The 25,300-nt window shown below is 55.7% G+C and carries 21 protein-coding genes and 3 pseudogenes; 11 read left to right on the top strand and 13 right to left on the bottom strand.

Annotation, left to right across the window (positions count from 1 at the left end; all coding sequences use genetic code 11):
- Positions 1 to 32: 32 nt before the first annotated feature.
- The 6 genes and pseudogenes from QMG93_RS14595 (at position 33) to QMG93_RS14620 (ending at position 7,054) form a co-directional block, all read left to right on the top strand.
- Positions 33 to 1,256 carry an extracellular solute-binding protein gene (locus QMG93_RS14595; protein ID WP_281937600.1) on the top strand — a complete coding sequence of 408 codons (1,224 nt, stop codon included), beginning with the start codon at positions 33 to 35 and terminating at the stop codon, positions 1,254 to 1,256.
- A gap of 40 nt (positions 1,257 to 1,296) precedes the next feature.
- Positions 1,297 to 2,160, top strand: coding sequence for a protein phosphatase 2C domain-containing protein (locus QMG93_RS14600; RefSeq protein ID WP_281937602.1), 864 nt, complete (start codon positions 1,297 to 1,299; stop codon positions 2,158 to 2,160).
- 181 nt (positions 2,161 to 2,341) lie between these two features.
- Entirely contained in the window at positions 2,342 to 3,184 is an 843-nt protein-coding gene (locus QMG93_RS14605) for a sugar phosphate isomerase/epimerase family protein (RefSeq protein ID WP_281937604.1), read from the top strand.
- Positions 3,181 to 4,754, top strand: a pseudogene (locus QMG93_RS14610) (FAD-dependent oxidoreductase). The gene QMG93_RS14605 and the pseudogene QMG93_RS14610 overlap by 4 nt, the downstream one beginning before the upstream one ends.
- Before the next feature lie 46 nt (positions 4,755 to 4,800).
- Positions 4,801 to 5,862: a Gfo/Idh/MocA family protein gene (locus QMG93_RS14615; RefSeq protein WP_281937606.1), complete on the top strand. Its 1,062-nt coding sequence runs from the start codon at positions 4,801 to 4,803 to the stop codon at positions 5,860 to 5,862.
- A 152-nt stretch (positions 5,863 to 6,014) separates the two neighbouring features.
- Positions 6,015 to 7,054, top strand: a pseudogene (locus QMG93_RS14620) (IS1595 family transposase).
- On the opposite strand, the gene QMG93_RS14625 reads toward QMG93_RS14620, so the two are convergent.
- Positions 6,997 to 7,500, bottom strand: a complete 504-nt coding sequence (locus QMG93_RS14625; protein WP_281937607.1) for a GNAT family N-acetyltransferase — start codon at positions 7,498 to 7,500, stop codon at positions 6,997 to 6,999. The pseudogene QMG93_RS14620 and the gene QMG93_RS14625 overlap by 58 nt on opposite strands.
- Before the next feature lie 191 nt (positions 7,501 to 7,691).
- Between QMG93_RS14625 and QMG93_RS14630 the strand changes: the two genes are divergently transcribed.
- From QMG93_RS14630 to QMG93_RS14645, 4 genes and pseudogenes are all read left to right on the top strand, one after another.
- Entirely contained in the window at positions 7,692 to 8,108 is a 417-nt protein-coding gene (locus QMG93_RS14630) for a MerR family transcriptional regulator (RefSeq protein WP_281937671.1), read from the top strand.
- 121 nt (positions 8,109 to 8,229) lie between these two features.
- Positions 8,230 to 9,075, top strand: coding sequence for an MFS transporter (locus QMG93_RS14635; RefSeq protein ID WP_281937674.1), 846 nt, complete (start codon positions 8,230 to 8,232; stop codon positions 9,073 to 9,075).
- A gap of 114 nt (positions 9,076 to 9,189) precedes the next feature.
- Positions 9,190 to 10,298: pseudogene (gene tnpB, locus QMG93_RS14640) on the top strand (IS200/IS605 family element RNA-guided endonuclease TnpB).
- A 79-nt stretch (positions 10,299 to 10,377) separates the two neighbouring features.
- Complete coding sequence (locus QMG93_RS14645) at positions 10,378 to 10,746, top strand: MFS transporter (RefSeq protein WP_331488642.1); 369 nt, start codon at positions 10,378 to 10,380, stop codon at positions 10,744 to 10,746.
- A gap of 72 nt (positions 10,747 to 10,818) precedes the next feature.
- Here the strand turns inward: QMG93_RS14645 and QMG93_RS14650 are convergent, their stop codons facing one another.
- The 3 genes from QMG93_RS14650 to QMG93_RS14660 are packed head-to-tail and all read right to left on the bottom strand — an operon-like array spanning position 10,819 to position 14,239.
- Positions 10,819 to 12,303 carry an extracellular solute-binding protein gene (locus QMG93_RS14650; protein ID WP_281937610.1) on the bottom strand — a complete coding sequence of 495 codons (1,485 nt, stop codon included), beginning with the start codon at positions 12,301 to 12,303 and terminating at the stop codon, positions 10,819 to 10,821.
- 54 nt (positions 12,304 to 12,357) lie between these two features.
- Positions 12,358 to 13,299: a carbohydrate ABC transporter permease gene (locus QMG93_RS14655; RefSeq protein WP_413789297.1), complete on the bottom strand. Its 942-nt coding sequence runs from the start codon at positions 13,297 to 13,299 to the stop codon at positions 12,358 to 12,360.
- A 13-nt stretch (positions 13,300 to 13,312) separates the two neighbouring features.
- Positions 13,313 to 14,239 carry an ABC transporter permease gene (locus QMG93_RS14660; RefSeq protein WP_281937612.1) on the bottom strand — a complete coding sequence of 309 codons (927 nt, stop codon included), beginning with the start codon at positions 14,237 to 14,239 and terminating at the stop codon, positions 13,313 to 13,315.
- Positions 14,240 to 14,513: 274 nt separating this feature from the next.
- On the opposite strand from QMG93_RS14660, the gene QMG93_RS14665 reads away from it, so the two are divergent.
- A complete protein-coding gene (locus tag QMG93_RS14665) occupies positions 14,514 to 15,566 on the top strand; it encodes a YrpD family protein (protein WP_281937614.1) in 1,053 nt (350 codons plus the stop codon).
- Positions 15,567 to 15,658: 92 nt separating this feature from the next.
- On the opposite strand, the gene QMG93_RS14670 is transcribed toward QMG93_RS14665, so the two are convergent.
- The 9 genes from QMG93_RS14670 to QMG93_RS14710 all read right to left on the bottom strand — a co-directional run bounded on the left by QMG93_RS14670 (position 15,659) and on the right by QMG93_RS14710 (position 24,992).
- Entirely contained in the window at positions 15,659 to 17,257 is a 1,599-nt protein-coding gene (locus QMG93_RS14670) for a response regulator (protein WP_281937616.1), read from the bottom strand.
- On the bottom strand, positions 17,254 to 19,098 hold the full coding sequence (locus QMG93_RS14675; protein ID WP_281937618.1) for a sensor histidine kinase: 1,845 nt from the start codon (positions 19,096 to 19,098) through the stop codon (positions 17,254 to 17,256). The genes QMG93_RS14670 and QMG93_RS14675 overlap by 4 nt, the downstream gene beginning before the upstream one ends.
- Positions 19,098 to 20,606: an extracellular solute-binding protein gene (locus QMG93_RS14680; protein WP_281937620.1), complete on the bottom strand. Its 1,509-nt coding sequence runs from the start codon at positions 20,604 to 20,606 to the stop codon at positions 19,098 to 19,100. Before QMG93_RS14680 ends, QMG93_RS14675 begins: the two co-directional genes overlap by 1 nt.
- Before the next feature lie 38 nt (positions 20,607 to 20,644).
- A complete protein-coding gene (locus tag QMG93_RS14685; protein ID WP_281937622.1) occupies positions 20,645 to 21,232 on the bottom strand; it encodes a TetR/AcrR family transcriptional regulator in 588 nt (195 codons plus the stop codon).
- Between the two features lie 182 nt (positions 21,233 to 21,414).
- A complete protein-coding gene (locus tag QMG93_RS14690; protein ID WP_281937624.1) occupies positions 21,415 to 22,206 on the bottom strand; it encodes an energy-coupling factor transporter transmembrane component T family protein in 792 nt (263 codons plus the stop codon).
- A gap of 14 nt (positions 22,207 to 22,220) precedes the next feature.
- Positions 22,221 to 23,105 carry an ATP-binding cassette domain-containing protein gene (locus QMG93_RS14695; protein WP_281937626.1) on the bottom strand — a complete coding sequence of 295 codons (885 nt, stop codon included), beginning with the start codon at positions 23,103 to 23,105 and terminating at the stop codon, positions 22,221 to 22,223.
- Positions 23,090 to 23,914: an ATP-binding cassette domain-containing protein gene (locus QMG93_RS14700; protein ID WP_281937627.1), complete on the bottom strand. Its 825-nt coding sequence runs from the start codon at positions 23,912 to 23,914 to the stop codon at positions 23,090 to 23,092. Before QMG93_RS14700 ends, QMG93_RS14695 begins: the two co-directional genes overlap by 16 nt.
- A 9-nt stretch (positions 23,915 to 23,923) precedes the next feature.
- Positions 23,924 to 24,418: a CD3072 family TudS-related putative desulfidase gene (locus QMG93_RS14705; RefSeq protein WP_281937629.1), complete on the bottom strand. Its 495-nt coding sequence runs from the start codon at positions 24,416 to 24,418 to the stop codon at positions 23,924 to 23,926.
- A complete protein-coding gene (locus QMG93_RS14710; protein WP_281937631.1) occupies positions 24,405 to 24,992 on the bottom strand; it encodes a CD3073 family putative ECF transporter S component in 588 nt (195 codons plus the stop codon). The genes QMG93_RS14705 and QMG93_RS14710 overlap by 14 nt, the downstream gene beginning before the upstream one ends.
- Between the last annotated feature and the right edge of the window lie 308 nt (positions 24,993 to 25,300).

Below are 25,300 nucleotides of genomic sequence, written 5' to 3' on the forward strand. Positions count from 1 at the left end.
CGCTCGTATCAGGAACTGGAGGAATCACCATCATGAAGCTGCGTAATTGGGCGGTTCGGCTTGTCCTCGGATGCATCGCCGCAGGCGCTTTGGTTTACGGGTTAACTCACGGAAAGCTGTCGGAGGACGAGCCGAAGCCGCCGGCCCCTCCCGCGTCGCTGTCGATTTGGGTATACAGCAAAGGCTGGGAGGACGTGGTTCGCGCCTTCGGGCAAAGCAACCCTCATATCGATGTCCAAATCCGCTCGTTTCGTTCTTACGAACAGTTGTATACCGAGCTGCTCGCGTCGATCTCGGCCGGCGCGGCTCCGCAGCTTGCGGAAATCCATAGCTTCTACGGCATCGCCCAGCTTGCGGCCACCGGTGCGGTGCTGCCCGCGGGGGATGTGTTGACCGCCGGGAAGCCGGCATTTCTTCCGGCTTTTTCCGCCGCGTTCCGGTATCGGGACGAGGATTGGGCCGTCCCTTTCGGAGGCAGCGTGCCTGTGCTTTATTACCGGGAGGAGCCGTTCAAGCGGCTGGCCGGACGCGCCCCGGCGTTAGGCACCTGGGAGGAGGTCCGGCAGACGCTGTCGCTCGCCAAGGAGCCTCCGGGGGAAGAGGTGTCGAAGGGCTACGGCACGATGACCGTAGATAAAGAGCTGCCCTGGTATTTGGCGAGCCTGAGCTACGCCCCGAAGAAGTCCGGCGGACCTGCGGCGGAACGTATGCGAAGCACGCTGGAGCTGTGGCGGAATTTGACGCACGAATCCAAGCTCATGAAGCCTTTGCAGCATGATAAGGCGGCAAGCGATTTTATTAACGGCAAGGCTGGCATGTACGTCGGCTCTTCCGATAAGCTGCCCACGATCGAACGCTACATCGGCGGGAAGTTCTCGTTCGATCTGGCGAAGCTGCCTGTCTGGAAGCAGGAGGCGCTTTTGCCCGGCGTGCACGGGCTTGTGGCATTGAAGAGCGACCCGGAGCGGCTGAAGGCCGCGCAAAGCTTCGTGCAGGAACTCACGGCTCCGGAGGCGCAGTCGGCCTTGTGGAATACGGTGGGACTGATTCCGGCACGCGCGGAAGTGATCGGGAAGCTGGAGGAAGAGCCGGCTTTAAGCGAAAGGCTGAGGCGAATCTTGAGCTGGCTCCCCACCTTGGTCGGCCGCGCGCCGCGGTACGACGATTACGAGCGATGGAAACGGACGGAACGCATGCTGGAGCAGATCGAGCTGAATCCGCAAGAGCTGGTGGAGGACGTCGGAATGCTGTACTAAAGCCTTACCACTATAAGCAGAGGATCGGGTGGAGGAGACTATGAACATACAAACGTTAACCCTGAAGGGAACCGCCGAATGGAACGAGGACGCGCTGGTCGTTAACCCGGGCGTATCGATGTACGGGGTGCTTGACGGAGCGACCTCTCTGCATCCGTTCCGCGGGCCTAACGGGGAAACCGGGGGATATTTGGCTTCCCGGACGATTCAGCAGTATCTGGAATCGCTGCAGGCGGAAGACTTGGCGGGCATCGATCTGAAGGAAGCGGTTGTCCAAGCGAATGTCCGTCTGAGGGGAAAAATGAAGGAAGCGGGCATCGATCTGGCCGATCAGGCGGCGCTGTGGACCAGCGCGCTGGCGGTTGTCCGGATTCACGACCGTTATATCGACTACGCGCAGGTAGGGGATTGCATGATCGCCGCCTCCTATGCCGACGGAACGATCCGCACCGTATCCCGCGACCAGGTCGCGCACATCGATTACGAGTCCAAGAAGATTTGGGAGGAAGGCCTCCGCACCGGCGTCCAGACCCGGGAAGAGCTATGGGAGCTGGTGAAGCCGCACATCCGCGGCAACAAATCGCGGATGAATACGTTAAGCGGCTACTCCGTGCTCAGTGGGCAGCCCGAGGCGAACGATTTTATCGAATACGGCCGGATCAACCGCATCCAGCTGCAATCGATTCTGATCGTAAGCGACGGACTGTTCCCTCCGAAGACGAGCGCTCAGCCGCCAGCCGATGGCATCGGCGAACTCGTCACCCTCATCAAGGAAATGTCACTGGAAGGGTATGCGAAGTGGCTGATGAATTTGGAGGCGGAGGACAAGGAATGCCGCAAATATCCACGGTTCAAAATATCCGACGACAAAACGGCGGTACTGATTCGCTTTGACGCCGAATAGCACACAGAAGATGGGCGATCCTGAGGGACCGTCCGTTTTTTTATTGCCCGGGGTTTCTCATGAACGCAGCATCGATTTACCAGAAGAAGTCATCGTTCTCTCTATTGAATCCGAAGGCCATTGAATACAATGAGGGGGAAGAACATTCTCAAATCGCATTTGCATTTGGGGGAGGAGTCTAATGAAGCTTTCGTTAAGCATGTGGAGCTTGCATCGTACGGTAAGGGCAGGCAGTTGGACGGTCATCGATTTTCTGTCGTTTTGCCGTAAGGAGGGCATCGATTCGGTCGAGCTGCTGAACGTATTCTGGCAAAATCAAGCTGTGGAGCTTGACGAGGTCGTTCGCTACACCCGGGAGAGCGGCATCCGGGTCGCCAGCTATGCGGTCGGCAACGATTTCGTCAGCGCCTTGGAGGAAGGGCGGTCAGCGGCCTTGCGGGAAATTACGGACGCGTTCCCGGTGGCGAAGGCGCTCGGCACGTCTGTCGTTCGCGTCTTCTCCGGCAGTCTGCATCCCGGAATCGACTACGATCAGGCGCGCGGTTGGATCATAAGCGGCCTGTCCGAAGCGGCGAAGCGGGCGGAAGAAGCCGGGATTACGCTCGCTCTGGAAAACCACGGCCAGTTGGCCGGGAGAGGCGGACAGGTGAAGGACATCATCGAGCAAGTCGGGTCAAAAGCATTACGCTCGACGTTCGATACGGGCAATTTCCTGCTGGTCGACGAGCATCCTTCGCAAGCGATCGAGCCGCTGCTGCCTTATATTGCGCATGTGCATGTCAAGGATTTCAAGCGGCATCCCGAAGGACGATACATATCGCTGGGCGGCCAGACGTTTGAAGGCGCCGTGGCAGGCGAGGGCGATACGGGGCTGGCTTCGCTGATCGAACGGCTCGAAGCATCCGGTTATGCCGGGAAGTACGTGCTGGAGTACGAAGGGACAGACGATGAAGCCGAGGGCATTCGCGGAAGCTATGCTTTCGCAGACGAGTACAACCGTACGCACGGGGAGGGCAGGCCATGATCCGGGAGCGGGAGGCGGAGATCGTCGTCATCGGAGGCGGAACCGGCGGATGTGCGGCGGCGCTGGCCGCGGCCAGGCTCGGGAAGCGCGTGATCATGACCGAGGAAACGGAATGGATCGGCGGACAGCTGACGAGCCAGGCGGTGCCGCCGGATGAGCATCCGTGGATCGAGCAGTTTGGCTGCACGCGCAGCTACCGGCAGTTCCGGGACGGCGTGCGGGGCTATTACCGGCGGTATTTTCCGCTGACGGCCGCGGCAAGGGCGAATCTGCTGCTGAATCCCGGCAGCGGCGGCGTCAGCCGGTTGTGCCATGAGCCGCGGACGGCCCTCGCCGTTCTGCAGCAGATGCTGGCACCGTACGTTCACAGCGGACAGCTAACGATTTTGACGAGACATACGGCGAAAGTGCCGAAACCGATGGGGATCGCGTCGTTTCAGTGACGGTACGCTGCCTGCGGACCGGGGACCGCACCGTGCTGACCGCGCCTTATGTGATCGACGCAACCGAGTGCGGGGATGTACTGCCGCTGGCGGGAGTCGAGTACGTGACCGGCGCGGAATCCCGCAGCCAGACCGGCGAGCCGCACGCCTTGGACGGAGCGGCCGACCCGCTCGATATGCAGGGCTTCACCTACTGCTTCGCGATGGATTATTTGCCCGGCGAAGATTATACGATTGCGATGCCCGCCCAATACTCGTTCTGGCGGAACTATCGGGCCGACTTCTGGCCGGATAAGCAGCTGAGCTGGACCGGCGTGCGCCCGTCTACGCTGGAGCCGGTCACTTACGAGCTGTTCCCGGGCACGGAGCGCTATTCGCTGTTTCATTACCGGCAGATTGTCGATAAAACGCACTTTGCCGAAGGCACGTACCGCAGCCATGCGACGCTCGTCAATTGGCCGCAAAACGACTATTGGCTGGGCCCCGTCATCGAGGTGAGCGAGGAGGAGTGCCGGCGCCATCTGGAGGGCGCCAAGCAGCTCAGCCTGTCGCTGCTGTACTGGCTGCAGACGGAAGCGCCCCGACCGGACGGCGGTCAGGGTTACCCGGGCCTGCGCCTGCGTCCCGACATCGTCGGCACGGAGGACGGACTGGCGATGTATCCGTACATTCGCGAATCGCGGCGCATCCGGGCCGAATTTACCGTATTGGAGCAGCATGTGGGCGCCGATTGCCGCCCTGGCGGCCAAGCGGCGGCGTTCCACGATTCGGTCGGCATCGGGGCCTACCGGATCGATCTGCATCCGAGCACGGCCGGACGGAACTATATCGATATTTCGTCGCTGCCGTTTCAAATTCCGCTCGGCAGCCTGATTCCGATCCGCGTGGAGAACTTGCTGCCCGCCTGCAAAAATTTGGGCGTCACTCACATTACGAACGGCTGCTACCGGCTTCATCCGGTCGAGTGGAACATCGGCGAAGCGGCCGGCGCTCTTGCCGCCTATTGCATCGACAAGCGGCTCAGCCCGCGGGCCGTCCGCGGAAACGCGCAGCAGCTCTCGGCGTTCCAGTCGCTGCTGGCAAGGGAAGGCGTGGAGCTGGCTTGGCCATCGATGCACGCCATTTAGCCGAGCGGGTAAACCTTATTTGATCATAAAACGAGGTGTAGCTTTCATGAGCAATAAAATCCGCATTGCCATCATCGGAGCGGGTTCGATCTCGGAATTGCATCTGCAATCGTATCGGAACAATCCCCGAGCAGAACTCGCAGCCATCTGCGACCTGAACGAAACGAGAGCGCAAGCGAAGGCGGAAAAATACGGCATTCCGCACGTGTATACGGATTATCGCGAGCTTCTGTCCCGCCCCGATATCGACGCTGTCAGCATCTGCACGTGGAATAACGGCCACGCGCCAATCAGCATTGCAGCGCTCGATGCGGGGAAGCATGTGCTCTGCGAGAAGCCGCTTTGCAAGACGGTGGAGGAAGCGTTAGCCGTAGAACAGGCCGTGCGCCGCAGCGGGAAAACGCTGCAGGTCGGCTTTGTGCGCAGATACGCCGCCAACACGCGTATCGTCAAGCAGTTTGCGGACAACGGGGAGCTCGGCGACATTTACTATGCCAAAGCGTCCTGCATCCGCAGACTGGGCAACCCGGGCGGCTGGTTCGCGGATATCGAGCGTTCCGGCGGGGGACCGCTGATCGACGTGGGCGTTCACGTGATCGATCTGTGCTGGTATATGATGGGCAGGCCGAAGGTCAAGTCCGTATCCGGCAATACGTACCGCAAGCTCGGGAACCGCTCCAACGTCAAAAATCTCGCGTTCTACAAGGCCGCTGATTACGACGCCGGACACAACGATGTGGAGGATTTGGCGAATGCCATGATCCGCTTCGAGAACGGGGCTTCCCTGCTTGTGGACGTCAGCTTCTCCCTGCACGCCAAGGAAGACGAGCTGACCGTCAAGCTGTACGGCGAGAAGGGCGGTGTGGAGCTGGAGCCGAAGCTTGCGATCATTACGGAGCGGCACGACACGATTTTGAATATCGTCCCGCAGATCAACAATCTGTCGTTCGATTTCGCCTCCGGCTTTCAGGATGAGATCGATTATTTTATCGAGGTATGCCGGGGCGCGAAGGAAACGATCAGCCCGGTGGAGGACGGCGTCGAGATGATGAAGATGCTGTGCGGCATTTACGAGTCCGCCGCTCAAGGCGCCGAAATTCGATTTTAACTATCGCTGCGAAGAGCATACGCTACGCCCGCCTAACCCGGTTATGGCGGGTTTCGTTTTTTATAGCTTTTTTCTGAAATATTGTTGCTATAAAACGAACCTAGCCCAAATTTTGTTATAATAACAGTATCAATACTACAAAAAGTGAGCTGATTTCCGTGGAGTGGTCAGAACTTTATGAAAAGTTCTACGATATACCCCATACCGGAAAGGTCAAATTGTATGATGCCATTAAGGATACATTGTATCCAGAACAGAAAACCAATATCACAAACATGATTGAAGGCATACGTGAAGTTCGATTTAGTAACGGGCTAGCTTGTATTCACTGTGGGAGTCTGAGTTTGAAACGAAACGGAAAGTATCGTTCACGGCAACGCTATTTGTGCAAGGATTGTGGAAAAACCTTTAACGACATGAGCGGAAGTCCACTCTCTGGTATACATCACCCTCATAAGTGGCTTCGATACTTTGAAATGATGGTTGAAGGTAAAGGTAAATCATCACCCAAAATTGCGCAAAAATTAGAGATCCATATATCCACTGCCTTTTATTGGCGACATAAAATCTTGAATGCAATACGCTCACTGGGTCATACCACTCTAAGGGGTCTTGTTGAAAGTGATGAAACCCATTTCATAGAAAGCGAGAAGGGCAAAAAAGGTGGGATTTGACACCGTAAATCACGCAAACGTGGTGGTTCAGCCCAAAAACGAGGCATTAGTAATGAACAGATTTGTGTTGTTGTAGCTAATGACCGAAATGGTGGTATCTTCTCACAATTGGCAGGACGTGGGCGAATAACTTCTGTTCAAATCAATCAAGCCATTGGCAAAGTTATCCATAAGATGCTGTATTATGTACGGATTCTGCAACCAACTATAAATCATTTGCAAAACAAAAAAGTATCAACCATGAAGTAATAAATGCTCGTAAAGGCGTACATGTAAAGAAAGGTATCTATCATATCCAACATGTGAATTCGTATCACAGTCGCCTCAAAAATTGGATGAATCGATTTAATGGTGTGGCTACACGATACTTGGATAACTATTTATTTTGGTTCCGCTTCTTAGAGACGAATAAGGAAATTAGAGAAAAAATGACCCCAAAAGCAATGCTTATGGCATCATGTCAAAAGCCAAACTTTACGAAAGTAGGTTCTTTTAGGCAATCCAACTTAAATTTCTGACGACTACCTCCTTCTGGACCATTTGGAATTAACTCGTCTAACGGAATGAAACCAAACTTCTGGTACAACTTTCTTGCGGGTTGCCCATCTGGAATATCATCACCAAATGTAATAACTACTACTTCTGATGGAACAGTGATAAGTCTCAAAACATGACCTACCAAAGCTGTTGCTATTCCTGTATTTCTCGCTTTCGATGAAACAGATAACCAACCAATTTTATATTTTGGGGCATTTGATGCTGAAAATAAAATTCCACCGAGCAATTTAGAACCAGGTAATCCATCGTTCTCTCTCACACAATAAGCGCTATCTTGATTTATATTCTTCTCTAATGCTTGTATAAACTTTGGATCATTTACCATTGGTCCAAATAGGTATTCAACCTCAGAAGCTAGCTCTAACCATCCTTTAAGGTCATCCATTGTTGCGCTTGCAACCTTCATAAATAACGCCCTTTCGTTTACAATATTTACCGCTAGGTCATGCGGCTATCTTAAACTGATGCAATCATAACATTTTTAGGATAATCCCACTACTGTCATCTATAAAGCAACAATCTTTTAGAAAAAAGCTTTTTTTGTAGAGCAAAATTACTGCTTGCATTCGAGTTTACTCGAAGGTATATACTTTGAGCATGGAAAAATTATTAACCATTCGCCAAGTCGCTGCGGCTACAGGTCTTAGTGTCCACACCCTTCGGTATTATGAAAAAATAGGTCTCCTGTGCTCCATTCATCGCAATGAAAATGGATACCGTTGCTATTCATCCATGGATATCACTTGGATTGAGTTTCTAACTCGGCTTAAGGCTACCGGAATGCCGATCACCGGAATGCTGGAAATCGCTGAACTGCGGAGGCAGGGGGATTCGACTCTAACGGCAAGGAGGATTCTCCTCGAAGAACATTACAGAGCAGTTCAACAAAATATGATTGAACTCCAGAATAATCTTCATTTACTCGCCGATAAAATCGTTACTTATAAGGAAATGGAGAACAATTATTACGCCTCAAACGCCTTAAAGCAAAAGCCCGAAAAGCCACAAAAGTAAGTATGAAACAAGTCCTTTGCCGTTTTTCATAGCGAATTATAAGGCGGGACCGGATTAAAACCAACTAAAAATATACCAATACTTTGATATTGCGCAATCGAAAGGATGAACACCCTTGCAAATGAACAAGTCATTCCTCACATTTTCTATCGTTCTCGGAGTATTCGGCATAATAAATACGGAGCTTGGCATCGTGGGCATTTTGCCGCAAATTGCGGAGCACTTTCAAATAAGCGCCTCTCAAGCAGGCACGCTTGTAAGCATGTTTGCATTGATCATTGCCGTTTCCGGTCCGTGTATGACACTTTTATTTTCCGGTATAAACCGAAAAAAGATTTTGGCTGGAGTGCTCGCCGTTTTCGCCATTTCGAATCTATTTTCCGCCTTTGCCCCAACCTTTACCGCCTTATTGCTGTTTCGGCTGCTGCCCGCATTTCTTCATCCGGTTTATTTTTCTGTAGCATTCGCAGCGGCAGCAAGCTCCGTTTCGAAAGAGCAGAGCGCTACGGCCGTGGCCAAAGTTTTTATTGGGCTAACGGTCGGGATGGTCATAGGCGTTCCGATCACATCGTTTATCGGGGATCAGTTTTCGCTTAAAGCCGCATTTCTTTTTTCCTCTATCATCAATGCCATCGCACTGGCTGGAATTGCGGCTTTTATTCCGTCATTACCCGTAAAAAGCAAATTATCCTATGGCGAGCAATTGACCATTTTGACAAAACCGCAGCTATGGCTTAACGTTGCAGCGGCTTGCTTCATCCTGGCGGCCTTATATTCTGTCTACTCCTATTTTGCGGAATTTCTCAAGGTCGTCACAGGGATGAACGGTAAAACCGTAAGCGTCATGTTAGTTCTTTTTGGGCTCAGCGGTATTTTTGGAAATCTGCAAGCGGCGAAATATTTAAGCAAAAATAGGCTAAAAACCATTGTTTTTTATCCTCTTGTGCTTGGCGCCATTTATCGTTAAGGCTGAGAAGACTCCCTCTTCGATAAGGGGGAGATGAATCAGCATCTCTTGTGTACGAATGCGAACATACGTGCTATAATTGTAATAAAATCACCAAAAGAGGTAAATGCTTGCATGTTGCATCATAAAGCTTTTCGCTTTCGCATCTACCCTACGGAGGAGCAAACGACGCTGATCCACCAGATGTTTGGATGCGCTCGCTTTGTCTTTAACCACTTTCTTGCGAGGTGGAACGACACCTTCCAAGAAACAGGCAGAGGCTTGTCTTACCAGACCTGCGCAACCGGGCTGCCAGCGTTGAAAAAGGAATGGCCTTGGCTCAAGGACGTGGACAGCATTGCTTTGCAATCCGCCGTTCGCAGCCTGGCCGATGCGTTTGATCGCTTCTTTCGAAAGCAAAACGATCCGCCTCGATTCAAGAGCAAACGCAATCCCGTCCAAAGCTACACCACGAAGTTTACGAACGGCAATATTGCCGTTGCCTGCGATCTGCTGAAACTTCCGAAGCTGGGATGGGTGCGCTTTGCCAAGTCCCGTGAAATCGAAGGACGGATCTTGTCTGCTACGGTGCGTCGAAACGGCACAGGCAAGTACTTCGTTTCGATCCTGTGTGAAGCAGACATCCAGCCGCTTCCTCACGTGGATACCGCCATCGGCATAGACCTCGGCATCAAGTCGTTTGCCGTTTGCAGCAGTGGAGAAAACGTTGCGAGTCCCAAGCACCTGCACACCTACGAAAAGCAACTTGCGTTTTGGCAGCGACGTTTGTCTCGTCGACTGAAAGGAGGAGCCAACTATCTAAAAGCGAAGCAAAAAGTCGCTCGCATGCATGAGCGATCGCTAACGCTCGGCAAGACTTTCTCCATCAGCTCTCGACCAAGTGGATCCGTGAAAACCAAACGATCTGTCTGGAAGATTTGCAGGTTCTAAGTCTAATGAAAAATCACAAGTTAGCAAAGTCCATTGCTGAAGCAAGCTGGTCAAGCTTTCGCACGATGCTGGAATATAAAGCAACGTGGTATGGTCGCACAATCAGCATGGTCGCCAAAAACTATCCAAGCAGTCAACTTTGTCATGTATGCCAATCACGCAACCCCGAAGTGAAAAATCTAAACATGCGAGCGTGGACCTGTTCAGGATGCGGCATGCACCATGACCGTGACCACAATGCCAGCATGAACATCTTGCAAGAAGGACTGCGTTTGTTGGCAAAGCCCAACTGAACTGCGGGAACCGCAGGGATCGCTTGCTCAAGAAGAGAAGGATGCTTCTCTGTTCGCAAGAATCCCCCACTTCAGCGCCATTAGCGCAGGTGGTGGGAGTGTTCAATTACTGATATTTTGTGTCGGAAGCTACTCCATTCCCGTGATTGCAATCATCATCGTATGGGGGGCCGTTTTTACCGGCGGTCTGATTGTAAGCCAAACTTGGCTAACCTCGGAGGCCACGGAAGCACCGGAGTTTGCCAACAGTTTATTTGTTTCTTTTGCAAATTTGGGCGTCACGCTTGGCACCGCTCTGGGCGGGTGGTTTCTGGCCCATATGGGAACACGCCAGATTACTTGGAGCGGCGTATTGTTTCTGGTGCTCGCGTCTGTCTGCATCTGGTTAAAAATCAAGCTTCCAAACGAAGATAAGAATGATTCCCGCCAACGGCCGGCGAAAATTTAACCTCACTATCGTGAGCATATCGTGAGCAGCCCGCCGTAACCATAAAAGGTCGGGCGGGCTGTTGTGCGGCGTTTACTTGCGGCTTCTCTTGTACCATTCGTTGGCCGCTTTGGTCATGTCGCTGCCGCCGCTTGCTTTCCACTGCTCCAGAAACTTGTCGTAGGTTTCCAGCGGCTCGGCCCCGGTGACGTACTTGATGAAGGCATCCTCGGCCTGCTTTTGCAGCTTCTGCGAGTGTTTCGAGATGTCCGCCATCGGCGGGGCGTAGGTCAGCGCGTCGGTGTACAGGATTCCTTTCGCATTCGCTTGGTACGTTTCGTAATAGCTCTGGACGAACCCGTTTTTGCGAACGCGCGCCTGCCAGTACGCCTCGTAATTTTTCTCGTCCGTTCCCGTCAGGAAGTCGCTTCCGAAGTTCCATTCGTCGTTAAATTTGGGCAGGATCGGATAGTACTTGCCGCCCTTCACTTCATGGTGTACCCCTTCCTGGCCGATGGCCAGTCCCTTGAAAATATCCTTCTCCAGCTTGAGGTCCAAATACTTCATCGCTTCCTCTTTATTCGGAGACCACTTCGGGATGGCGATAAACCACGGAATGCCGCCGGTGCCGACCTGCGCCGCTTTCCCGCTGTCTCCCGTCAAGTAAGGCAGGATGCCGATCTTGGCGTCCGGGAAGTTTTTGGCCAGCGCGTTGTTGAGATTGGCGGCGTCCCACCACCCGGACCGGAACATGAACGCCTTGCCGCTCGTGAACTTCTCCAGCAGCTTGTTCGGCTGGTTGATCGCCCATTCCGCGTCGAGCAGCCCCTCGGTGTACAGCTTCTTCATGAACGCGAGATAGTCCTTCGTCTTGGGGTCTTCGACCATATGCACGATTTTGCCGTCGCTCTCTCTCCAGTTCGTGCCCGGACCGTAATACCAGCCAAAGGTGGAGCCGATCTCCGCGTGGAACGGATCTTTGCCCCCGGTTATCGGGATGACGTTTTTCTTCTCCTTGACCGTCTTCAGCACGGCATACAGCTCGTCGCGGGTCGCCGGAGGCTTCAGCCCCAGTTCATCGAGCCAATCCTGCCGGTACACGAGCGCCGTTCCGGTTGCCACGCCCGAGCTGCCTTCCGGGATGGCGTACAATTTGCCGTTCAGTCTGGCGCCGTTCCACGAGGCTGGGCCGATCGCTTCCTGCATGTTTTTGCCGTACTTCCGGATCAAGTCGTCCAGCGGCTCCAGCGCGCCGGAGGAAGACAGCTTGGCGTACTGGTTCGCGTTCAGCTTCATGATATCGTAGGGCTCCTTGTTCGCCATGAGCAGGTTCAGCTTTTCGTCGGCGTTTTCGACCGGCAGCATATCGTACTTGACGTCGTAGCCGGTTTTTTCCTTCAAGTATTTGCCGACCGGGTTGTTGTTCGGATCGAACCGGTTGTACTGTAGCAGCTGGCGCAGTTGCGGCTTCGCTGTGCCCGATTTGGTCGGTTCGGGGGCCGGACCCCCGCCGCCGCAGGCAGTTGCGATGGAAGCGAGTACGGTCACGGACAGGATGGCAGCCAGTTTCTTGGTCATCGAAAAACCTCCTTTGGATGGTCATGGTTGAAGTAAAGACATGGTTCACTACGGTTATTCCTTGACCGAGCCGACAAGAACGCCTTTGACGAAATAGTTTTGCAGGAACGGGTACACGAGCAGGATCGGCAAGGTCGCGAGCAGAATCGAGGCCGCTTGAATCGCTTGCGGCGACGTGTTCATGGCCGCGTCCACGTTCATCTGTGCGCCGAGCTGCAGGAACGTATCGCTGGAGGAGACGAACAGCTCCTTCAAATACAGCTGCAGCGGCTTGTTCTCCGGGGTGTTGATGTAGATCAGCGAAGCGAAGTAATCGTTCCAGAACGCCACGGCGTAAAACAGCGCGATCGTTGCCAGCACAGGCAGGGACAGCGGCAGCGTGATGCGCCACAGGATCGTCAGATTGCCCGCCCCGTCGAGCTTCGCCGATTCCTCCAGACTGTCGGGCAGGCTCTCGAAATAATTTTTAATGATGAGCATGTTGTAAACGCTGATCATGGCGGGCAGGAACAGCACCGGCAGCTTGTCGATCAGCTGCAGGCTTTGCATCAGGAGATAGGTCGGGATAAGCCCCCCGCTGAACAGCATGGTGAAAATGTACATCAGAATGAACCATTTTCGGCCGCGCAGCCGGGGTTTGGACAGCGGGTAGGCCGCCAGCGTCGTCATGAACAGCGCCAGCAGCGTCCCTGCGACCGTAACGAACACCGAGACTTGAAACGAAGCGAGGAACAGCGATTGGCTCATGACGTACCGGTACGTGCCGATCTGCCAATCTACCGGCAGCAGCGAGACGCGCCCGGAGACGACGGCTTCCTCGCTGCTCAGCGATTTGGCGATCAGATTCAGGAAAGGGAACATCGTAGTCAAGCCGAGCAGCACGAAGAACGCGTAGTTCAGCGCCGTGAACGCCCGCCCGGCGGGCGAAGCCGACATGCTGCCGCGGCGTGGGCGTTGGCGGAGTGCGGACTTTGCAGCGTGTGACATTTTGATCATGAGGCTCCTCCTTTTACCAGATGCCGCGCTTTAAATATTTTCGCGCCATCCCGTTGCCGGTCACGATCAGCACGAAGGCGATGACGGATTCGAACAAGCCGACCGCCGTGGAGAAGCTGTAATCCTGCTCCCCGAGGCCGATCCGGTACACGTACGTTCCGATGACGTCGGCCACGTGGTAGACGCTCGGGTTGTACATGACGAGAATCTGCTCGGTTCCTGCCTCCAGAATCGACCCGAGCCGCAAAATGAACATGAGCAGGATGATCGGCACGAGGCCCGGCAGCGTAATGTGCAGCGTCTGCTTCCATTTGTTCGCCCCGTCCATCTTGGCCGCTTCGTACAGCTGCGGATCGATGCCGGTCAAGGCGGCCAAGTAGACGATCGTGCTCCAGCCGACCTCCTTCCAGCCGGCGGAGGCGACGAGCACAGAGCGGAAGACCTCACCGTCCAGAAAAAACTTCACCGGCTCCCCGCCCAGCAGGGCGATCCACCGGTTCACGATCCCTCCGTTGACCGACAGCAGATCGATGAACAGCCCGCTGACGATCACCCAGGACAAAAAGTGCGGCAGGTAGACGATCGTCTGAATGGTGCGCTTGAACAGCATATGTTTCAGTTCGTTCATCAGAATGGCGACGATAATCGGGAGCGGAAAAAAGAAAACGATTTTGTATACGGAAATGAGCAGCGTATTGCGAAACACTTGCAGGAAGCCGGAGGAGGTCAGCAGCTTCTCAAAATGCTTGAAGCCGACCCACGGGCTGGCACTCATGCCGTCGAAGATGTTGAAGTCCTTGAACGCGATGACGATGCCGTACATCGGCGTATATTTGAACAACAACAGAAACAGCAGGCCGGGAACAAGCGCGGCATACAAATCCCAGTCTTGGCGGACATCGGCCCAGAGCCGTGCCCGTTTAATTTTGCCGGTTCGCACGCGGTGCGGCACCTCCTTAATTCGACGACAGTTTGCGGTGCGGGGAAGCTTGATTTCAGTGTACCGGGGGGAGGCCCGGGAGGGTAGAAGAGGGCGATGACCTTTTTTGGTAGTTTGATTGTTTTTTGGCGGAAAGCAAACGGAAACGGTGCTGAGTTACCACGGGTTGTCATGTGAATACCAAATAAAGTAATTATATTCCCTTATATGGATTTGTTTGGATCTTGTAGACTTAAAGTGGAAATTCCATTTAAAGCCAAGGAGAGTGGTTTGGATGAAGAAAAGGTTTGTTTTATTGGCCGTCGCGGCAGCGGTCATGGCGGTGTTCCCAACGGCGATAAGCGCCAGCGATGCGCCGGGGCGTTCGAAAAGCGGAGACGCACCGGCGTCGATCGAAATGAGCGGAGTGGAGGTGACGGACTTTACGCGGACGGCGACGGCTGCGAAAATCGACGAGGTACTGGCCAAGGCGCGCAAGGCGGGAATGGAGAGCGTACAAGCCCAAGGCTTGCAGAGAAGCTCGACTGCGGCCGGGCATACGGTCGACTACACGTTAATCGACGGGGATACCGCGTATTTCTATGAGAAGAGCCCGACGCAGGAGAAGGAGAAGGTTTACGTCTACGAAGCCGCAGCCTCGGAAACGGGCGGCGGTGCCGGCCAGCGGATCGCGGCAATGGCGGGCAACCTTCCCGATGGCATCGGAGGCCGGGCGATCGTCAATGGGAACGGCTCGTACCTTAACTCTACGGTGCGATTGGCGGCGTCGAATCAGCTGACGGGCTCGCCTTCAGGGGCAACGTACATTTATGCCGGGTTTAGCGGCACCTCCGGCAGCCAAGGGGTAGAAACCGATATGGGCTTGCAGTACAGCAATGCGTACAATAATCAAAAGTGGCTGCCCGTGCTGTCCGTATTTAAAGGCTCCAAGCAATTCGGAACGTTGGTGCCGCCCTATAATCAGGTGCAGTATAAGAACGGGTATAAGCTCGGTACGGATGTAAACCTGACGGCTTACCGGAACTCGAACGGCAGCGTGCGGCTGTCGCTCAGCGGGTATGCCATTTGCTCCGACATGAGCTGCTCTTCCCAAACGGATACGTACCTCACGACGGTTGCGGAGGTGGCGAATATGAATGTTTCCAGCGTAAGTAAATGGAAAATGCTTGCGACCCTTGCCGGCTCTGAAAGCGTGACGGGAAGGAACTATGCCGAATTCAAAAACGTAAATGTGGACGGAGCGGCGCGAACTCCGGTCAAAGATGTAGAGGATTACGCGACTGTGACCGTTTCCGGAAACAACGTGACGATTAACGTCTCCAGATAACATCTGATTGTTGCAATTTTTGCGAAATCGAATCGAACAAGCCCTTACCCGCGGCTTGTTCGATTTTTTTGTTCCGGCGCCGGTTCACGGCTTCAGGGCTTCATCTCCCCCGGCGTGACGCCCCAATATTTACGGAACACCTTCGTAAAATAGCTCACGTCCCGGTACCCGGTCAGCATGGCGGCGTCGTACACCTTGGCGCCTTTGAGCAGCGCGGCTTTGGCGGCTTCCATCTTGCGCTCCAGCACGTACGTGGAGAACGGCTTCCCGGTTTCCTGCTTGAACAGCCTGCTCAAGTAGGACGAATTGACGTACAGCCGGTCCGCGACCGTATGCAGGGTGAGCTCGGAATCCAGCTCCTTCTCGACGATATCCAGGATCGTCCGGACCGTATCATGGCTGATGCATCGGCGCTGGTTCTGCACGTATGCGGCGATATGACGTACCGTACGGCTCAGCCATGCCTGAATCTGTTCCTTCGTCGTCATCAGCAGCGGATTGTGGAAGAACACGTAGTCGTCCCCGGTCGCTTCCTTAACCCGCCAGCCTTGGCGCTGGATCGTCCGGGTCAGCAGGCTGACGAAATAAAGCACATGCTCGTGCACGTCATCCACGGACCCGGCCCGGCCCATTCCTTCCGCCCACAGCGCGGAAGCCAGCTCCTCCGCCTTGCCGGGATCGCCTGTCTCCAGTGCAATCTCAAGCCCCTTCTCCAATGTCGGCTGCAGCGTAAGCGCGGAAGTCCCTTCCGGCTCCTCCCGGTACGGAATCGCGATATCCCGCCCGTACATTTTGCGGCACAGCAACGCTTTGCCTGCTTGAGCATACAGCTTGTGCAGCTTCCCGGGGCCGCCGGTCGCCCCGCTGATGCCCGCGCTCGCCGTGACCTTCAGACATTCCTTCACCTTCCCGAGCAGCCGGGTCACCGTCGTGTGCGCATGCAGCAGAACGCCGTTCGGTTCCTCGTCCGGCCCCGCATCGAACAGGATGACGGTACGGCCTTCCGGATCGGTAAAACTCGAATGCCCGGACCGTTGAAGCAGCTCGCTGACGATGCTGTGGAGGGAAAATAAGAGCAGCTGCCGGTCCTTCGGGCCGAAGCGGGTTTCCGCTTCGGGGAGCGGGTCCATATCGAGCACGGCAACCGCCAGTTGTAGGTCCGGCTTCAGATCGAGCTGCACATCCTTGCCGTACTGCACCGCTTCGCGCAGGCTGTAAGCTCCTTCCGCCCAGCGCCGGAAGAAGCTGCTGCGCAGCTGCGGCAAATGCTGCCGCCATTTCTCCTGCAGCATCGCCTGATTGCTGATCCGCTCCAGCTCCTGCCGAAGCTGTTCGGCCGCTTCCAGCACCGCTTTCAGGATTTCTTCGTCTCCGGCGGGCTTCAGCAAATACTTCATCACCCCGGCGTCCATCGCGGCCTGTGCGAATTCGAAATTGTCGTGCCCGCTCAGGATGATCAGCTTCACCAGCGGGTCGAGCTCCTGCAGCTTGCGGGCCAGCGTGATGCCGTCCATCTGCGGCATTTCGATATCCAGCAGCACGATATCCGGCTTCTTGCGTTCGAAGAGCTCCAGCGCTTCGAGCCCGCTCTCCGCCGTGCCGATCACTTCGATGCCATGGTCCTCCCACGGAATATGATGCATCAGGCTGTTGCGCAGGCGGATTTCGTCTTCGACAATGAATAAGTTCATGCCAGCTTCACCTCTTGCTGCAGCCCGGGGCGGGCCGGCTCCAACTCGTGATTCTCCTTGCACTTCTCCAGCGGAAGAATCAGTGTCGCCGTCGTGCCCTGGCCCTCCGTACTGCCTATTTTCAGTTCGGCCCGTTGGCCGTAGACGATGAGAATGCGCGACATGACGTTGCGCAGGCCGAACAAGTCCTTGGGGTTGCATTGCCTATACGATAGCGCCCCCGATTCATATGCGGCCAGCTTGGCCAGCTCGCTGCGGATATGCTCCAGCCGTGCCGGGGGAATGCCGGTCCCGTTGTCCTGCACGGTCAGCACCAGACAGCGTTCCTCGATGCGGCTGGCGATGAGCAGATGACCGTCTCTGCGCTTCTCCAGCCCGTGAAGAATCGCATTTTCCACCAAAGGTTGCAAAATCAGCTTCAGCACGGGGACGTTCTTGCTTTCCTCGGCCAGCTCGTAGCTGACCGTGAACGAATCGAGAAAGCGAAGCTGCTGCACCCGGATGTAATAATGGAGGTGCGTGACTGTTTCTTCCACGGAGAACGTTTCCCGTCCCTTGCTCAGGCTGAGCCGGAAGAAGTTCGATAAATTCAGCACCATTTCGCTGATTTCGTCGGCATCGTAATTTTTGGCCGTCCAATAAATCGAATCGAGCGTATTGTAGAGGAAGTGCGGGTTAATCTGCGACTGTAAAAATTTCAGCTCCGTATTGGCGAGCTGCAGCTGCTGTTCGTAGTAATTTTCGATCAGGTGGCGCTGCTCTTCGACCATCTTGTTGAACGCCCGGGTCAAGTAACCGAGCTCGTCGGCCCGGTCGTTTTCCAGCCGGACGTTAAAATTGCCGCTTCCGACCCGTTTCATCCCCTTCAGCAAACGCTGCACGGGAGAAGCGATGCCGCTGTACACCCCCCAGGAGATGAGGCAAGCGAGCACGATGCTGATTCCGATAATAATGTAGGTATACATCCGGTTTAGATTCGTTTCCCGGTACAATTCTTCCTTCGGCTGGGACAGCACGAGCGACCATTTGTAGTAGGCCGAATCGACCTTCGTCGAAATCTCGGACCCGCTTTCGCTGCCTTCGTCCGCGCTGGTCCGCGTCCTCTCGGCGCTTTCCGTTCCTGTCACGAGATGTCCCTTATCGTTATATAGGGCAATTTGCGCTTGGGGCGACGGCAGCAGCGACAGGAGCAAGTCGAGCAGCTTGTCTTTGTTCAAAGTAATGATGAGCAGATTCGGCTCGCGGTCCGGGTTGTTGAGATCCATCGTACGGACCAGTGAGATACTGTCCGTGTCCATGACGGAGCCGAACGTCTTCCGTTCCAGAAACTCCACGTCGGGCATGACGTAAGCAATGGCAGAGCCTCCGGCCTCGGCAAGCTCCTGCAGCCTCAGCACCTGAAGCGGATGCTCGATCTTCTTGCTCCCGCTGCCGGTGGACAACAGCATTCGGGAGGAAGCGTGATACAGCAAAATTTGAGAGACCATCGGGCTAATCGAGGTGATGCTTGAGAGCTCCCTTGAGATCTCGGAAAAGTTAATATACGATTGCGCCGTCAAATCCGGCCCCGTCTCGTTCAGCAGCTTCAGCAGGTTGTTGTTCGTGGCAGCCAGCGTCGAGATTTGCTCCACATTTTGCAGCGTGACATCGATATAGTCCATCGAAGAGGTCAGCGCGCCTTTGGTCCGCTCCTCGGTTTGCTCCAGCAGGATGCGCTGAGAACGGAAGTTGACGAACAGACTGACGATGACGAGAGGGACCAGCACGAGAACGAAATACACGGTGAGACGAAGCTGGATTTTTTCCGTATACCGCTTGTACAACCAAGGCCACAGTCGCATCAACGCACCTCCCGCTGCTTTTGATACCACTCGTTTACTTCCTTCGTGATTTCATCGCCGCCCTCCCGCCTCCACCAGTCCGTATACGACTCGAACTGGTCCAAGGGAATGACGCCGACGACCATTTTGACGAAAACGTCGCGGAGCGCGGACAGCTTCTTCTTGTACTTTTCCATGGCGGGGGTGGGGGGACCCTGAAATTCGTCGCGAATGATATTCCGCTCGACCGCCTGAACGTTCGAGTACAGCTGGAAGCGGGGGCCGAGCGAATCGAGCCGCTCCTTCAATAAGGCGGGGGAAGGGACATCGACAAGCGATGAATACATGCCCCGGTACAGATGCTTGTCATGCTCCGTAAAGTCGGTCACGATGCGCCCGTCCCGCTCGCTCCAGACTTGGTTCCGGAAGCCGAGCTTCAGCTCGCGGTTGCCTTCCCCGGCGATGAAGTTCAGCATTCGGATGACGGCTCCGGCCCGGAGGCTGTGGGCAGGAACGACTTGATACTGGCGGATCAGAGAAGTCTCGTACGTGCCCTTGCGGCCTGCCGGTCCGACAGGGTAATCAAGGGGAATCCACTCGGCCTGCGGGTCGTTTTTCCGGCTCAGCTCGATCGCCCCGCGCGTATCGTACCAGGTCGCCGACAACAGCCCGACTTGCCCGGATGCGACCTTTTGATCGAGGTTCCGATTTTTGTTGATCGGAAATTCGGGATCCAGAAGCCGCTCGGCGTACAGGCGATGGAGAAAAGTAAGCGCTTCCTTCGTTTCAGGCAAAATGTCCGCATACACCAGCTTGTCGTCCCGTTCCAGCCATTGGCCGAGCTGAACGCCGAACGCCCCGAAGAAAGGGGAGGACCGTCCCAAATTTTCGATGAGGATCAGCCCGTGCGTCTCGGGCTTGCCGCTGCCTGCGGGACCGCTGCGGGCAAACGCCCGAATGACCTCGTAATATTGCTCCAGCGTTTGCGGCGGCTTCAGGCCGAGCTTGTCCAGCCAATCCTTCCGCGCGTACATCAGCTCGGTGCCGCGTATATCGTTGACGCTGGGAATCGCATAGATTTTGCCGTTGAGGGTGACTTTATCCCAGGCCTCCTTCGGGATGCCGGACTTCAGCGCGGGGCCGTAGCGGTCGATCCAATCGTTCAGCGGCTGGAGGAGGCCGCTCTTGGCATAGTTGGCGACCCAGACGTCGCTGAACACGCTCAGCATATCCGGAGGATTGCCGGAAGCCATGAGCGCGTTCAGCTTCACTTCATATCCTTCGGAAGGCGGTACAATGACGCGGATATCCAGATTCGTCCGCTCTTTGATGTAGTCGAGATACGGGTTACGGTTCTCGTTCAGGCCCTTCGGGAACGTAAATCCCAAGCTGTTCAGAACGACGGAGACCGGCTCCGGCGGAGTGGCTTCCGGATTGCCGCCGGTCCGGTAACACGAAGTCAGTCCGACGATGCCAAGGATCGATGCGAGCAGCACGGAGCAACGAATCCGTTTCGCATTCACGGCCATCTACTCCTTTTGGAAAAGGTGGTTTGGCTTTTACTTGCTTATCCCTCACTTCGAAGCACGCTTTTGACCGCCTCTTGCCAGATGTCCTCATAGTTGAATTTGAAGCCGATCATCATAAAGTTGCCGATGTTGTCGATGACCATGGTGAGCATATGCGCCTTGGCCGTAATCCGCTCGTCCGGAACGACGCCAAGCTTCGTGCCGTGCTTCAGCAGCTCCTCGAATCCGCTGGCGAATCCCCCGGTCACCGCGTGGAACCGCTGCTCGTATTTCGGTTCGTTGCGGGAGCCACGGATCAAGTATTCGTTCAGGATGCGGGGGAAGTATTCGTCCTGCCGCTGGTCCTCGATCATCCGGCAGCCGTCGGCCAGCAGCTTTGCTTCGAAGTTGTCTTTCGTATAGTCCTGGATGGAGAAGGATTTCGAAAAATCGATTTCCTTCGCGATTTCATCGAAAAGAACGTCGATCAGCACATCTTTGGAAGGAAAATGATAGTAGATCGCGGGCTTGGAAATTCCGACTTCTTTGGCTATCATCGACAGGCTTGTTTTGTCAAACCCATGCTCCGCGAACAGCCGGTAGGCGATTTCCAAAATTCTGGTGTAGGTTTCGTTGATAACAATCACTCCGTCAAACGTTTTGTTGTAAAATACCCCAAAAATTCCTAGTTACCAATACTTCTGCATCCCTATGTTAAATCCCTCCTTTTCGAATGGGCGACATTCGGCCTGCCGTAAAACAAGCAAGCCCTCTTCGAGAACCGGAGAAACCGGATCGGAGAGGGCTATGGCGCCGGGAGCGGGCAAGCTTACCAAAGCAGAATCAGCATCAAATTCGACAGCGCAATAGCGAACACGGCGTAGTCGCGCGGGCGAAACCGGTATATGCGGATCGGCGTCCGTCCGGTATCGCCTTGGTAGCAGCGGGACTCCATCGCAACGGCCAAATCTCTGGCGCGCAGGATGGAGAGCACGAACAAGGGCAGCAGCATCGGCAGCACGCCCCGGAAGCGGGCCGCTACTCCTTTGCGGTGAAAGCCTCCACCCCGGGCCGTCTGCGCCTTGCGGATTTTATCGAACTCGTCCAGCAGCAGCGGGAGGAAGCGAAGGGCGATGGAGAACATCATCACCGCTTCGTGCACCGGAACCCTCAGCTTCTTCATAGGGCTAAGCAGCAGCTCCAGCCCTTCCGCGAGCACGATCGGCGAAGTCGTCCGCACGAGCAGCGACAAGAGCAGCACGATCCCGGCGATCTGCTCGCACATGACGACGCCCTTCACCGCGCCTTCCGCCGAGAATGTGACGAAGCCGATCGTGATCCACGTATCCCCCGGAACGGGGGTGAGGATCGCCTGGTAAATCATCGTGGACGTAAAAAATAGCAGCAAGGACAAAAAAGTCAGCGCCAGCACGCGCCAAGAGAGCTTGGCTACGCCCCAGAGGGCGATGAGCAACGCGAGCTGGGCGCTTTTCAGGAGCAGGTGGTGGTTCAGCAGCAGACTGAGGCCGAACAGCAGCACGGCGACAATCTTCATGCGCGGGTCCCAGCGCTCCAGCCACGAGTTTCTTTTTTGGTAGATCAAATCGCTTGTTGCGGACATAGGTCAGGCACTCCTTAGGAAAGTAGGACTGGATTGGACCGCTCCGCATACCTTCGCGCGATCCGTTGAGCGGTCTCTTCGACCGATTCGGGAAGGACCGGGCCGTCTCCAAGCATTCGGCGTATAGCCAGCGCCGGAGGCTCCTCCCAGCCGAAGGCCGCCAGAAGCTGCGGATCGGACAACAATCGCGCCGGATGCCCGTCGGCCACAAAGCGGCCATCCTTCAGCGCAATGAGCCGGGAAGCGTGCTCCAAAATTTCGTCCAGCTGGTGGCTGACCCACAGAATCGTCATCCCGTTCTCCCGGTTCAAACGGTGCAGCAGCTCGAACAGCGCTTGGCGCGAAGGGAGATCGAGACCGGCCGTCGGCTCGTCGAGAATGAGCACGTCCGGCTCCAGCACGATGACGCCGGCGATGGCGGCACGCCGCTTCTCGCCTCCGCTCAGCTCGAACGGACTCCGGCTTGCGAACGCGTCATCGTCGAGGCCGACCGCCGTCATCGCCGCCCGGACCTGCGCCTCCTTCGCTTCGGGCGTCAGCCCGGCATGCTGCAGGCCGAAGGCGATGTCCTCGAACACCGTCGCCGCAAACAGCTGATGCTCGGGATATTGAAAAATGTACCCGACCCGGTCGAACAGCTCCGGACGCTTGGCGGTATGCGGGTTGACCCCGTCCAGCAGCAGCTCGCCCTCGGTCGGGGACAGAAACCCTTTGAGCAGCTGCGTGAACGTCGACTTCCCCGAGCCGGATTTGCCGGCAACGGCCAGCATCTCGCCCTTGCCGATCGTCAGCCCGATTTCCCTGAGCACCGCCGGAACCGAGGAGGAAGCCTCCTTTTTGCGCCGCCGTTTGCCATAGGCGCCATAGGCGAACGACACGTTCTTCAGCTCGATACGCATAGCAGCTTCCTCCATTCCTCCGGCCGGGGCGAATCGGAAACGGGAACGCCGAGTCTCCGCGCCGCCAGCGCCAGTCGGCGCGGGTAAGGCAGCTCCAGTCCGCAGCCGGAGAGCAGCTCTTCCTGCGTCCACAGGTCCGCAGGCTTCCCGACGGCCTGGACGCCGCCTTGCCGGAACAGCACCCAGCGGTCCGCTTCGAACACTTCCTCTAGGTGGTGGGTGATGTAGATCAGCGTAAACGGATGCTCGCGACGAACCTCGTGCAGCGTCTCCACAAACTGCTTCCGGGAGACGGGGTCCAGCATCGAGGTCGCTTCGTCGAGAATCAGGCAGCGGGGGGCAAGCGCCAGCACGGAAGCCAGCGCCAGCTTCTGCTTCTCTCCGCCGGACAGCTGCGTTACGAGGCGGTCTTCGTCGGCGTCAAGCCGGACCGCATTCAACGCCCAGCGAATTCGGCGCTGCATGTCCTCTTGCGGCCAGCCGATGTTCGATAGCCCGAAAGCGATGTCTTCGCCTACTGTCAGGCCGACCTGCTGGTTTTCCGGGTTTTGAAATACGATTTGGACGCGCCTGCGGATGGAAGGGACCGCATGGGGATCGGCAGTATCGTCGCCCTCGACAAGGATCGAGCCTTCCGTCGGCAGTTCGATGCCGTTCAGCAGCCTCGTTAGCGACGATTTGCCCGAGCCGTTCGGGCCAAGGAAGGCGACGAATTCGCCGGGCTCAAGCTCCAGGCTGACGTCGCGAAGCGCCCAAACCGGCGGTTCGCCGCCGGTATAAGAAAACGATACGTTTCGAATCGAGATCATAACTCGTAGTCACTGCCTTTCCGGAGTGGCGATCGGGCCGTAGACGCTTCTCGCGTCGGCGGGATCGAACAAGCCGTCCTCCGTATTCGGAATTTGCCAGAAGAAGTCGATATGCACGCCTTTTTCTGCCGCCAGCGCCAAAAAGTCCTGCATGAAGACGCCTTTGCCCGGATCGCAGGAAGGGCTTCCGCTAATGCCGAGCCCGCCCGCAATCGTGTAGCCGTGATCCTGATATACTTTCAACTGCTCAACGTACGGCAGCAGGATATTCCGGTTATGGGCGTGAAACTCCGGCGTGTCGTACTCCGCGACCGTCATCGGGGGCCGCTCCGGCCCGAGAAACGTGAACTCGGGGCAGGGCAGCTGCACGATGCCGTATCCTTGTTCATTCGCCCAATCGACCGCCGATTTCATCACGCCCGGACTCCGGGCTTCCTCGGCGACGACGGCGTTCTGATTCAGCACGCAATGGGATGCGACGATGATTTTTTTACTGCGCTGCATGGGGAGCCCCCTTCGATCCGCGTTTGGTCGGCCGCTTGAGGAGCGACTGCGGAATGCCTTTGATCACGTAGTAGACGAGCAGGGCCGACAAGATTTTGTCGATTAAATTTTCAGCCAGACGGGGCAGAAACGCCGAAGCGAATAAGCTGCTGCCGGCTTGCTTCAGCCACAGCACCGCAATATCCTGTACGCCGCCCGTCAATCCGCCGAATACGCCGATCGCGATGACCGTTCCGATGGCGGGGCAGATGATGCCCAGCAGGAGGCCCGAGACGAGCGCCGACCGCAGCGTATATCCGTATTTCCGTGCAGTATAGCCGACAATCAGCCCGACGGTGGCGTTCACAAGCGCAAAAGGTATCGAAGAATAGCCGGACGTCACGCCCAGGACCAGATTGGTCAGGATGCCGACCAGCGCGCCCCAGAACGGGCCGTAGACGGCGGCGATAAAGATCGTGCCGATGACGTCGAGAAACAGGAACGGAATTTTTAGGCTTCCGACGACCGTTCCCGCAATGACATTGATCGCAACGGCCAAAGCGCCGAGCGTGATGATTAACGTTTTTTGATTCATGCCGAACGACCTCCAAGGATTCATAAAATAAATAGCGGACTATCTTCGATCTGTCTTCGATCAGAAGGTCTTGCTTTATTTAAAGAATCCGATTCCCCCTTTGTACATAACGAGAAACGCATGGGAGCGCGGGCTTGAAGCGTAAAGGACTTCCGGCTGCGGCTCTGACGCAGATTCTACAGACGAGTGGAACAACTTAAAACCAAGTAATTTTATCTACTTAGTTTAGTATCATTGTAGTGCTTTTCATTTGGTTGTCAATGATGATAATTGGATGCAGTTGAAGAAAGTGGGACTTCGGCGGCTGA

The organism is Paenibacillus tyrphae, assembly GCF_027925525.1.
GTDB classification, from domain to species: Bacteria; Bacillota; Bacilli; order Paenibacillales; family NBRC-103111; genus Paenibacillus_G; species Paenibacillus_G tyrfis_B.